Annotated in this window: 14 protein-coding genes and 1 riboswitch; of the genes, 1 reads left to right on the top strand and 13 read right to left on the bottom strand. The window is 39.2% G+C overall.

Annotation, left to right across the window (positions count from 1 at the left end; genetic code table 11):
- Positions 1–21 precede the first annotated feature (21 nt).
- Positions 22–174 carry a hypothetical protein gene (locus JKM87_RS03785; RefSeq protein WP_202078132.1) on the top strand — a complete coding sequence of 51 codons (153 nt, stop codon included), beginning with the start codon at positions 22–24 and terminating at the stop codon, positions 172–174.
- Between the two features lie 51 nt (positions 175–225).
- Here the strand turns inward: JKM87_RS03785 and JKM87_RS03780 are convergent, their stop codons facing one another.
- The 13 genes from JKM87_RS03780 to JKM87_RS03720 form a co-directional block, all read right to left on the bottom strand.
- Entirely contained in the window at positions 226–1,149 is a 924-nt protein-coding gene (locus JKM87_RS03780) for a type II secretion system F family protein (protein ID WP_202078130.1), read from the bottom strand.
- A 49-nt stretch (positions 1,150–1,198) separates the two neighbouring features.
- Positions 1,199–2,500 carry a TadA family conjugal transfer-associated ATPase gene (locus JKM87_RS03775; protein WP_202078128.1) on the bottom strand — a complete coding sequence of 434 codons (1,302 nt, stop codon included), beginning with the start codon at positions 2,498–2,500 and terminating at the stop codon, positions 1,199–1,201.
- A complete protein-coding gene (locus JKM87_RS03770; RefSeq protein WP_202078126.1) occupies positions 2,493–3,608 on the bottom strand; it encodes an AAA family ATPase in 1,116 nt (371 codons plus the stop codon). Before JKM87_RS03770 ends, JKM87_RS03775 begins: the two co-directional genes overlap by 8 nt.
- 417 nt (positions 3,609–4,025) lie before the next feature.
- Positions 4,026–4,481 carry an NUDIX hydrolase gene (locus JKM87_RS03765; RefSeq protein ID WP_236838585.1) on the bottom strand — a complete coding sequence of 152 codons (456 nt, stop codon included), beginning with the start codon at positions 4,479–4,481 and terminating at the stop codon, positions 4,026–4,028.
- Positions 4,482–4,685: 204 nt separating this feature from the next.
- Positions 4,686–5,621 carry a type II secretion system F family protein gene (locus JKM87_RS03760; protein ID WP_236838584.1) on the bottom strand — a complete coding sequence of 312 codons (936 nt, stop codon included), beginning with the start codon at positions 5,619–5,621 and terminating at the stop codon, positions 4,686–4,688.
- 2 nt (positions 5,622–5,623) lie between these two features.
- Positions 5,624–6,592: a type II secretion system F family protein gene (locus JKM87_RS03755; RefSeq protein WP_202078122.1), complete on the bottom strand. Its 969-nt coding sequence runs from the start codon at positions 6,590–6,592 to the stop codon at positions 5,624–5,626.
- A complete protein-coding gene (locus JKM87_RS03750) occupies positions 6,589–8,019 on the bottom strand; it encodes a TadA family conjugal transfer-associated ATPase (RefSeq protein WP_202078120.1) in 1,431 nt (476 codons plus the stop codon). The genes JKM87_RS03755 and JKM87_RS03750 overlap by 4 nt, the downstream gene beginning before the upstream one ends.
- Before the next feature lies 1 nt (position 8,020).
- Entirely contained in the window at positions 8,021–8,899 is an 879-nt protein-coding gene (locus JKM87_RS03745; RefSeq protein ID WP_202078118.1) for a CpaE/TadZ family protein, read from the bottom strand.
- Between the two features lie 20 nt (positions 8,900–8,919).
- Positions 8,920–9,669, bottom strand: a complete 750-nt coding sequence (gene cpaB, locus JKM87_RS03740) for a Flp pilus assembly protein CpaB (protein WP_272899172.1) — start codon at positions 9,667–9,669, stop codon at positions 8,920–8,922.
- 9 nt (positions 9,670–9,678) lie between these two features.
- Entirely contained in the window at positions 9,679–10,740 is a 1,062-nt protein-coding gene (locus JKM87_RS03735) for a pilus assembly protein TadG-related protein (protein WP_202078114.1), read from the bottom strand.
- A 15-nt stretch (positions 10,741–10,755) separates the two neighbouring features.
- Positions 10,756–11,166 carry a TadE/TadG family type IV pilus assembly protein gene (locus JKM87_RS03730; protein WP_236838583.1) on the bottom strand — a complete coding sequence of 137 codons (411 nt, stop codon included), beginning with the start codon at positions 11,164–11,166 and terminating at the stop codon, positions 10,756–10,758.
- Complete coding sequence (locus JKM87_RS03725; RefSeq protein ID WP_202078112.1) at positions 11,163–11,681, bottom strand: prepilin peptidase; 519 nt, start codon at positions 11,679–11,681, stop codon at positions 11,163–11,165. The genes JKM87_RS03730 and JKM87_RS03725 overlap by 4 nt, the downstream gene beginning before the upstream one ends.
- Before the next feature lie 100 nt (positions 11,682–11,781).
- The gene (locus JKM87_RS03720; RefSeq protein ID WP_202078110.1) at positions 11,782–11,967 is read right to left on the bottom strand and encodes a Flp family type IVb pilin; all 186 of its coding nucleotides are present in this window, start codon (positions 11,965–11,967) and stop codon (positions 11,782–11,784) included.
- A 64-nt stretch (positions 11,968–12,031) separates the two neighbouring features.
- Positions 12,032–12,091, bottom strand: a riboswitch (cyclic di-GMP riboswitch). This riboswitch is flagged as partial in the annotation.

The following is a 12,091-nucleotide window of genomic DNA, read 5'->3' as shown; positions in this document are numbered from 1 at the left end:
GATGTAGGGGAAGTACGACCTTTGAAAAACGTACAGGTAATGCTAGGTGTTTTACGAGATAGAATGACATGTGTGCCAAGAATGGTAGAGCGTATGCTTCCTTGTATGCCGTTATATCTAGCTTATTATTCCCATGTCTTAACCAATAACGGTGTGCCGAGTACCAAAGTATAATGAGACACAAACACTGTATAACAAGACAAATAAACAGTATGGTCATTGCATTTATACCTCAATATTCATAATCTTTGTGGACCACCAATAAGTCATGCCTAATGCTAATAATGAAATGGTCATGACGACTGTTCCGACGGCAGTTTCATACAATGGTGCGACGTAATCTGGTGAACTATACGCAAGGATGGCAACCATGGTAAAAGGAATAATACTAAGACACTGGGATTCGAATTTTTTTTGTGCGAGAAGAACATGAATCTCTTGTTGGATTTCTAACTTTTCACCCATAATTTGACTCGTTCGTCGTATAACATCCACAAGGTCCCCACCCTTTCGTTTGCATGCGACTAAAATCTGAGTAAAAGTTTTTATATCTTCCACACCACTCCTCTTACTAAAGTCTAAAAATACTTCTTCTAAGCTTTCACCGTTTTGCATTTTCCTTGTCATCCGTTCAAATTCTTTGGTCATGAATGTTTCAAGGTCTGGGTACAAAAGTTTCAAATCGCTTATGACTTCTAGACAAGCATTTTCAATTGATCTTCCAGCAGATAGGTTAGAAGATAAAGCGTGTAATGCATTTTTAAATTGCATATTCAATATCCGTTGACGTTTGGTAATTATTTGTTTTCTTTTCAACTTTGGATAATATAAGCCGGCAAGTGATATTAAACACGCGAACGGGATTCGTTGATAAAATATATAACCTAAAACGAAAAGGGCAGACATAGCCAATGAAGCCCATGCGACTTTTTCAAAGGTGCTCATCGTGTATGTTTCATAGTGAATAGGCTGTTTACTTTGATTGAGATTTTTATTTTCATGAGCTAGATGAACACGTTTCCTAGCACCATTCTGATCCTCATCTTTTTGCCATGAATCAGACACATAGGACGCACGCTTATCTCTAATTATCAAATACCCATAGGTCAATCCACCTGCAACTAACGAAAGCGCCAGCAATGTCAACATTGACTCCTATACCACCTCCCTCTATAAATTATGATTTACTTTAATAGCGTTACATGGATATTAACGGGTTTTGAACACCTGCAAGTTTTAACTTAAAGTCTTTTTGCAACACCCGACCTGTAGGCTTCAACTCACCCACAACCTTACCAGGTCTGGATTCCGCTTGCGCTAATTTAGAGTGATGAACGTTCTGTGAGCTTTCAATAGCCCCAAAGCTGTCTCTTTCCTCCTGCTCCTCAAAAACATATAATGGGTTCAATTTAATTTCTCCATCCTCTACACCGAGCACTTCGCTAATCTCCGTTACTCTTCTAGTCATATCTCTGAGTCGTGACAAGTGAATCATAATATCAATAGCAGAGGATATTTGCTTTCTGATGACCTCCACTGGTAAAGAGGCACCCATTAATACCATTGTTTCTAAGCGACTAAGCATATCGTGAGTGGAGTTGGCGTGCCCCGTAGATAAAGAACCATCGTGTCCTGTATTCATAGCTTGTAGCATGTCCAAAGCCTCTGATCCTCTCACTTCACCTACAACGATACGATTAGGGCGCATACGTAACGATGCCCGAATAAGGTCCTTAATAGATATACCGCCTTTACCTTCAGTGTTTGGGTTTCGCGTCTCCAAATTTACGAGGTTAGGAATATTTTGAATCTGTAACTCTGCAGAATCCTCAATTGTAATCACCCGCTCTTCAGCAGGAATAAAGCTGGATAATACATTGAGAAAAGTTGTTTTTCCTGACCCTGTTCCTCCTCCTATAAAAATATTAAACTTGGCTTGGACCAAACTTTGCAAAAAAAGGGCCGCTTCCTTTGATATCGATCCCCATTGAATTAACTGATCCATCGTTATGGGTTTCTGTGGGAATTTTCGAATCGTTAACGTTGGCCCCTTTATAGCAATGGGAGGTAGTACCACATGCACCCGTGAACCATCCTCTAGCCTAGCGTCTACAATTGGAGTCGATTCATTGACAATGCGGTTAACTTTACCGACAATAAGCTGGATGATGTCCTCTAACTTTTGTTGATTTTCAAATAATACTTTCTCCTGGTAAACCTTACCTTCGCGCTCAATAAATATCTCCCTAGGACTATTAATCATGATCTCAGTAATGTGTGGATCATCCATTAACGGCTGTAGGATATCCAACCCTCTTAGTGAGTGAAAAATACGTTCGACTAGTGCTTTCTTTTCTTTTACACCGATATATTGCTGTTTAGCATAATGAAATACAGTTTCTTCAATTTCTTGCTGAAGGTCGCTGTCGGATACAGACGTAGATAAGTCTATTTTGTTTTGGACTTCTCTTTTTAGTTCTAACCACTCATATTCATTCATGGACAGCCCTCCCTTCAGTACTGAGGCGTTGTTGCAAACGTATAAGTTTTTCATTGAAGACTTGAGATGTCAACATTTGATCTTTGCTCACAATATTTTTCCATTCGGGGATGTAAGGTAGATACTCCGTGACAGACCAGTCCTGTGTGAATGCTAGCGTCGTTCTTTGTCCTGTATATTTATTACATAGAAAAAAAGTCTTGGCCAACCACGCCTTGGTCTTCTGCTCATCTTTGTACTGGAGTAATTCAACATGACGCTTCGTTTTGTTCACACTATGGAAACAATCATTCATCATCCAAAAGATTTGGTGCGAACTAGACAATATGGCGTCTCGAACGGTCATATTCAAATGTCCAACATCTAAAATAATATAATCGTATTGCAATTGACGAATCGCCCGTATAAGAGTTGTCACATTATCATAAGATAGTTCATTAAGTTCCTCGGGTAGGTGTAAAGGTGGGATATAGTCCATTTTCCATTTCGGGTCGAAACGGATACAACTTAACAATTGCTGTTCAAGCTTATCAGCCCCACGCTCAGACTGTGCATAATATAATAGTTTAGAGAATACATCTTCTTCCTCTGTAGTAAGAAAGGATGTGATCGAATTCATTTCCTCCAAATTGACATACAGAACGTTTAAATCAAATAGAGAGAGTTGAGAAGAGAATGTCAGTGATAGAGTCGTTGTACCTGTCCCCCCAGAAGAGGAATGTACAGCGATGACTTTGCTACTATTATCTTTGCTACTCATCCGTATTTCTTTACTCTTATTCATGGATTGTCTTATAGAATGGAGCAGTTTACTATAAGGCTGATACTTGAATACCACATCAATGCTGTCATCGCCTTCCAACATGACCTGCGATTGTTTTTGTTCTGTTAGCATGAAGCATAACGATGACGTTGGGACGATAGACGAGTCAAACTGTGGGCCTATTAATGACTCATGAATGAGGATGACATCTGCATTTAATTGTGTACTTTGTTTATAGAATAAAGCCACATCTGTGAAATGGGAAACTCTCACATCCTTCCCCTTTTTAGTTGTTCTAATATATTGAAGCAAAAGATCAACATATTCTTGGTCTTGTTCTATCACGATTATGTTCATCCCGTTCACCGTCCGCTTTATGAATACTTACTAAGATTATTAAAAAGTGAATAAGCCACAAGTCTATTAAGTGAGTACAAGTGTAATCAAACCTCCGACGATAAAGACACTCCCTATCATGGTCAATACAATCGCAACACGTAAATGTCCGACTTTCATAAAAATAATCCCCTTTTAAAACTATAGTCTCTGTACATATCTGACACCCAACGTCATTTTATTGTAAATATAGATAAATATTACCATGTTATTTATTGTTAAGTTGTCGTTTTTTGTCTTTTTTATAAAATTGATTCTAAAGTCCCACTCATAAATGTTCAGTATTGATTTACAAATAAAAAAAGAACTGTCAACAGACAGTCCACACAGTCATTTCAGCTCTTTTTCTTTTTAAAAGAGATACTCCTATTTAATAGAAACTTGGGACTTTTCCCAGCCATAAGAATCGAACCATTCTCCAGATTGATAGTTATGTATAGCTCTTTGCACATAAGGAATGATGTTTGACGGTAAACCATCTATCGGATACCAAGCTAATTCATCACACTTGTGAGGTTCCATATTCGTCACGTTACCATTCCACTCATGGCAAGTTAAAAAGAAATCGATACGTTCATCCGTTGACTGACGATGCATGACGCCAACCACTTCTAAATGTTCAGGTTTTATCTCTATTCCAGCTTCCTCCCGTGCTTCTCTCATCATCGCTGTTTTGACTTCTTCACCACCATCAAGATGACCTGCTACGACGCTATACTTACCATCTTCGTAACCAGTGTTGTACCGTCTCAGAAGTAGAATGTGGTCCTCTTTTACTAAAAATAAGTGTACGGCTGTAATGAGTTTGAATCGATGGGTCATTGTCTCTCCTTTCATATCAAAAATTGATTGGCTTGAAGATGCAATGCAAAAATATATGATGTTGAATCTTACTCTATATGAATATATTTGTAAATATTTATTTTGGATTGAGCTAACAAAAGGTTAAACTAGACATATTCTGACAAAAATTTACTTTCTAAAATTATAAAATAAAATAACCCCTTATAAAACAGGGGTTAAAACTTACATACTGCTCATTGCGTCTACAAAACCAATTGCAGCAGGGCCAACTACAACGATAAAAATACTAGGGAATATAAATAATACGAGTGGAAATAGCATTTTAACCGGTGCCTTCATGGCTTCTTCCTCTGCTCTTTGTTTTCGTTGATCCCTAACATCTGCAGATTGGACACGCATCACCTGTACTAGACCAATTCCAAGTCGTTCAGCTTGAATAATATTTCCGATAACATTTGAAACTTGGTCAACAGCTAAACGTTCTCTTATACCATTAAGAGCTTCTTTTCGTGTTTTACCTAAGCGAATTTCTTCTAGACTACGATGAAATTCCTGACTGAGCACACCTGAACGTTTTTGAACGAGTTTACTTAAGGCAGCATCAAACCCAAGACCTGCCTCTAAACTTACCGTTAATAAATCTAATGTATCCGGCAGCTCTTTTAGTGCTTGTTTGTAACGCTGCTGTGTTTTCGATTTGATGTACATACTAGGAAGAAACAAACCTACTACTACGGCAATAATAATCATAAATAATTGACCGCCTAAACCAATGTCTGCAAATATAGACCAGATGCCAACAATGATAGGCAATAAAATAGCTAGAGAGATTTGTCCTAAGCGGTACTCAACAGCAGTAATACCAAATGGGTTTCCAGCCTGCAGTAATTTAACTTCAATCTTTGCTTGTTTTTCCCCGGGCATTTTCTTCTTAAAACTCCTTCTTAACTCTCTCCAGAAGGGTAGAAAGATACGCCCAACTAAGCTTGAATCATCTTTTTCGCCGACGAATAATTCACCGTCTTCACCTGTAAAGTGAGCAAGCCTCCTCCTCTTCTCCTTCTCAATATCATGTTTTTTACCTCGGTCAAAGAAGGATAGAAAGAAATAAATCACGAGTGTCATTGTGATAAAAAAACTTATCATTACTAAAAACATGACTACACCTCTATGTCTGTAACTTTATTTACAAGATAAAAGCCTATTCCTCCTGCAATCACACCAAATATAACCATACCTAAACCAATTGCAGTATTGAATAATATCATAATATAGTCACTGTCGATAAAATACATTGCAAATCCTAAAATGACAGGAAGTGCACCTATGATTCTTCCTGAAAGTTTACCTTGTGCAGTCAAAGTTACAATTTGTCTTTGAATCTTAACTCTATCGCGTATGGTGTTTGTTAACCCCTCTAAGACTTGAGCAAGGTTCCCCCCAACCTGCCGCTGTATAACAACCGCCTGAACCATTAAATCCAAATCCTCACTCGGCATGCGTTCCTTTAGTGCATTTAATGATTCTTCTAGTGTACTACCATATTGCATTTCCTTTAAGACAGTTCCAAATTCTTCCTTAATCGGACCTTCATCAGCATCATCTACAACCGTTTTAAGTGCCTGTGGGAAACTAAAACCGGCACGTAGTGAACCTACAATAGTAGATAAAGTATCCGCTAAATTATCGTTAAATTTCTTAGTTCTCTGCTTTTCTTTTTGCTTGAGCCAAAACTTAGGAGCCGTATAACCCACAGCTGCACCGACAAATAAAAAGAGCATATTCCCTGCAATTGCGTAAAGTAACAATCCGAGCACGATTGTGATAATCCATTTAAACATATTGTACTCTTCAGGCTTTAACGGTACACCTCCTCGATGTAACATATGAACCAATTCTTTATCTTTGCTACTACGTTCAGCTGCTTGTTGAGCTGCTTGTTTCTTCAGGACTTTCATATTCACAAAAAAGTTAACGAGCTGCTTATCTACTCTCTGATTGTCCCCAGCGTCTAAATACTTTCTCATTCTTTTAGAAGTGCGACGATCTGAAAGAAATAAGGTGTTAAAGATGAGGTAAAAAACAAGAAGAGAGGTGATTCCAAACATTAATGTGACAACATAGATCATAGACCCCACTCCTCTTCAGCTACAAAGACGGAAGGAGGAATTTCCATCCCTGAGTTCTCCAACCGTTCGTAGAATTTCGGACGAACACCTGTCGGAACTAAGCGTCCTTGGATTTTACCGTCAGCATCTATACCATCTTGTTGGAAAGCGAATATGTCTTGTAAAACAACAATATCACCTTCTAACCCTTGGACTTCGGTTATGGCCACTATTCTTCTTGTCCCGTCTTTCATTCGAGTTTGCTGAATGATAACATCAATTGCACCAGCAATTTGTTCACGTATCGCTCGTACCGGTAAGTCCACCCCAGCCATTAATACCATGGTTTCCAGGCGGGCAATCATATCACGTGGACTATTAGAGTGACCTGTCGCTAGTGAACCATCGTGACCAGTGTTCATGGCCTGTAACATGTCCAAGGCTTCACCACTACGTACCTCACCGACAATGATGCGTTCGGGTCTCATACGTAAAGAGTTTTTTACGAGATCACGAATCGTGATGGCCCCTTCCCCTTCAATGTTAGGTGGTCTAGACTCAAGAGATACAACGTGATCCTGTCCAAGTTGTAGCTCGGCAGCATCCTCAATGGTGACGATACGTTCATCATTCGGTATAAAAGAAGATAAAACGTTAAGGGTCGTCGTCTTACCTGAACCTGTACCCCCACTTACGAAAACATTCAACTTAGCTTTAACACATGCGTCTAAAAAGACGGCCATCTCTTCTGATAACGTACCAAAGCTAATGAGGTCGTGAATCGTGAACGGATCCTTGGCGAATTTACGAATTGTTATGGTAGGTCCATTTAATGCGAGGGGCGGGATTATGGCGTTTACACGGGAACCGTCCGGTAAACGTGCATCAACCATTGGACTACTCTCGTCAATTCTTCTTCCAATCGGAGATACAATTTTTTCAATAATATTCATAACGTGGTCATCATCACGAAAACGAACGTTGGTTAGTTCAACTTTACCTTTGCGTTCACAGTAAACTTGATGAGGACCATTAACCATAACCTCTGTTACCTCTTCATCTTCAAGGAGAGGATTGATAGGTCCAAAACCAGTTAAATCATTTACAAGTTCGTTAATGACCGATTTGCGATCAATCTTGCCTCTAAAGGTGTCATCCTCTTTCATGATTTCTATAGCCATAGTATCTAGTTTAGGAATGACCTTTTCTATATCGTCATCTTTGTATTCATTAATTATTTGTTTATGTATCCTATTTTTAAGCTCCTGCTCTTTATCTACTTTTGGATTCGCTTTTTTCTTACTTTTACCACTCTGGGTCGTTTCCCTAACAGACGCTAACAGCTCCTTACGGGTAGGGTTCTCTTGAGATTGTGAAACTTCATCAACTTCTTTTTCTATTGCTTTTCCTTGTTGCTGTTGTGCTTGTATTTTTTCTAGTAAACTCATATTACGTCCTCTCCTTTAGGAAAGTTTTTCGGAACATTGATTTCAACAACGACGTTTCTTTCGTTTCTAAGAAACTAATTTCCCGACGAGAGGAGAGCTGCTCAGCCATTTGATGTAAAGACTTTGCCATGTCCGATTTTGGAAAACTCGTAACGAACGGGATACCCGTATTTAATGATTGTGACACCATCTGTGGCTCATTTGGGATAAAAATCGGCGCTTCTTCCCCTAAAATATCTGGCACTTCCGATGCCTTAATGACACTGTCCATCGTCGCACGATTAATTACAACTCTAGCTTTCTCCCTTAAACCTAGTATTTCCAACGTCTCCACAAACAACTTCGTGTTCTTCAGTGTCGACATTTCTAGATTCGTTAGTACAAGTATTTGATCTGCTTTTTCTAGTAGATGCAAGTTTTGGTCTTGGAAACCTACTCCTGTATCTACAATCACGTAATCATACATTCCTAGCAAAATACGAGTCACTTTTTCGATCACGATAGGGGTGATGGTCTCGGCATACTCTGGGCGGTCTGGAGCAGCTAATACCTTCACGCCACTTTCGTGTCTTAACATGTGACTATCTAACGTGAAGTCATCGAGCTCTTCTAATTCATCATCTAAGTCTTTAATTGAAAAGGAGTCGTTCAAATCCATACACAGCGTGACGTCTCCAAACTGAAAGTCCCCGTCTAGCAAGGCAGTTTTAATGTTTCTCTTAGAAAGAGCTACTGCGAGGTTGATCGCTAAGACCGTTTTTCCTACGCCGCCCTTCGGACTACATATAGCGATCATCTCTCCGCGACTATGATTACTACTTCCTACGCTATCTCTTTCCTGATTAAGGAATTGTTCGCGTAATTGCTCTTGCTCTGACATGACAACCCTCTCCTTATCAGTTAATTGGACTCGGACTCAGACTCGTTTTCAGTCTCTTCAGTCTCAGTCCCGGACTCCGCCTGCTGTGCATCAGAAGGTATGATACGACTCTGTAATATGAATGAGATGTCTCCGACTTTTGACTCGCTAACAAGATCTAATGTTTCGTCAAGTGGAAGCTCTAATGTAATTGCACTATAAGAGACATAGTCTTCTGGACTGTTTGGTTCTAACATCTTACGTCCAACTGCGAGTACCCTTACATCATTCTGAATCACTTCTGTCTCACAATCTTGACTTCTCAGTGGATCAGGAGAACTCTGACACAGTGTTTGCAATATATCTACGGTATCTTCCGGTTCTATCAAGTTAGATACAGAGCGTACAAAATCCACATCTAATGATACAGCACGATTTCCTTCTTCTATCTTTCTAGATACAAAGAGATTTTCCTCTTTTTCCGACAAAACTCGATGAGATAATATAATTTCATCGGGTTCTATACGTGCGGTCGCATATAATCCTTCAGCATTTTCAATGCTACGAATGGCGTTTGGATGTACACCTGCATCTGGAACGGTTATCTGTTCTAACATGTCTGCTGAGATTTTTTGGTTTCTCTCGATGACTTGTGTTGCCACGTACACATCAATCATATTGGAAGTAAATTCTGTTTCTGCTTCATATGAGTCCTTCACGTTATTAAAGAAAAAGAATGTTGTTGCTCCTGCCATGAGTATTGCCAAAACTAATATAAATTTTGTCCTCATTACTGTCACCTACTCCGTTAGTCTAATTGCGAATGCGCCTGAGTTTTCTGTTTTATCTCCATCTCTACCATAACCAGTATCTGCTTTCTCTACAAAATGACCCTTAATTTCCTTTTTACCATTATTATATGGCTCAATAATGAAGAAATAAGCAAAACCGGTTACTCTATATTTTTTATTGGTCCCCGTCTTAGTATTTGCATCCTCTGTTCTAGGCAATAAAATGACCCGTGTACAGTCACGGTATTTCCAAGGATCCTCAACACTGCCATCCTTGTAAGGACAATTCTCCCAGCGATAATCCATAGCCTCCATTGTCCCCTTGTTATTTTGCCCTGTTTCAACGCCGACAACGTCTCCTATTTCGATCCAAGATTCGGAGCCATATTTAAAGTCATGTCTATATCTATCGTTACCGCTACCACCTTCAGGATAATGTTCGTCTTTTTCAGTACAGCAGGTTTCAGGATCATTTGTATCGACATACGTATACTCATAACTTAAAATCCCGTAGTCTGATGTACTCCCTTCCTTATCCACCTCCGCATCATCTTTATCGTTCCCTGGTTTAAACTTAATGGTATGAATGTCTTCACTTTCATCATATTCAGGGTCCTCAGGTGATCTAATAGGAACATTGTTCGGTACTGAGAATGGTGCCATCCCTGTGCTTTCGTTCATCGGTAGTATTTCGGCTGCAGCGTATACTTTCACATCTGCCTGCTCAATCCCAAATATCCCTACAAAATTTAGATCAACTGGCTTGGTAAGAAAAACGTCTACTCTATCTTCCATCTGTACCTTAATATTCTCTAAGCTCTCCGACTCGCCATGTCTTTCTAAGACTTCCTTAGCCACTCTTCTTACTTCATCTTCTTTATTAGTTAATTCTTGAGCACCTGACAATGCAGCTGCATTGGCGGTCTTTTGAAGATGGCTTTTGGTCACGTACATTGTTCCACCATCAATAACTAGACCTGTCATAGATAATAAGGCCCCTAGTGATAAGGCAACCATGACAATGGAATTACCGCTTTCCTTTTTTACAAGGTGCTTAATTTTAGACCACATTCTTTTTCCTCCTTTCTACTCTACTCGAATGGTTGAATCAGCATGGACAATGTGTGGACTATTCAGAATGTTATTCATAAACGGGGTAATAAAGTTTACAGGATATTCTAACTGTACTGTCATATAATCCCCAGGGCCTCTTTCATCATAACTTGGGTTTGTCTTCACTATCAGTTTCTCAGGGTTCCCTAAATGTAAATTATTCTTAGCGTGTTGCTCGATTGTCTCGTCATCATTGCCAAGTCCACCCAGCCTCGCTGCTTCTTGTGTTGTGATATTGACCTGCATATAGGTGTACATCACACGGCCAAAATCAAAGATGCCTATGACAAGTAACAGTAAAAGGGGAATGACAATAGCGAACTCAAGCAATGATTGTCCTTTTTGATCTTTGACAAGAGAATTTCTCCAAATTCTTTTCATCATAAAATTCTCCATCCTTCCGCAAATAAGCATAATAATGCACCGGCAGCAATAGGTACACCATAAGGATATGTTGCCTGCATTCCCTTCCTCTTCATCCCTAAAGGAATTTTAACCCCATATCTTAAAGCGTATAGAAAATAAAAGATTGCCTTGAATCTATTTTTCCAACCTGGTCTAAATAGGAGGATGAAGATAGCCATTAATCCACCTAATATGGCCATATAGAGTGCTGTGTCTATCACAAATGTTGTACCTTTAATTGCGCCGATTAGAGCCAAGAGCTTCACATCCCCAGCACCCATTCCTCCTAACAGATACGGGATTAAAAGGATACCCAACCCTACTAGAAAGCCTAAAAAAGCCCCTAACAAAGCTTCCCATCCACCGTAGAACAAATGAGAAATAAGGGCAATCAGTAATGTGGGAAATATAAATTTATTGTAGATTCTTCTACTTTTAATATCTGTTGCAACACAAATTGTTAGGATTATGACGAGTAAAATATCAAACCACACTTTGATCCCTCTCAGTTTTCTTTTGAAAATGCCTTACGTGGTTACGTAAGGCATTTTTATTTTGATCTCATTTTCTTGTTTGTTCTACATATAATATAGATTATGAACTAGTACTTCCACGTGACTGGATGTTTGTTACTGCTTCTTTATAAAGCTTTACAATCTCTTCTCTTAATGTGGCTATAATTACAAGTACTGAAACTGCAATAACACCTAATACTAAACCGTACTCAGTCATCCCTTGTCCTTCTTCTTCGTGAATAAGTCCTGTTAACTTTTTCTTCATTTTGTTACCTCTCCTTAACAATTTTTGATTCAAAAAGGAAGAGGGGTATTTCTCGCCTATATCTTTCGGTAGCTGGCTGGCTTTTGTGATCTTCAATCACGTTAGCCCCTATAGCTTTGCGTCA

It is taken from the genome of Caldalkalibacillus salinus (genome assembly GCF_016745835.1).
Taxonomy (GTDB): domain Bacteria; phylum Bacillota; class Bacilli; order Caldalkalibacillales; family JCM-10596; genus Caldalkalibacillus_A; species Caldalkalibacillus_A salinus.
Note: the sequence above shows the minus strand (reverse complement) of the source record. Positions and strands in the feature narration are given on the sequence as shown.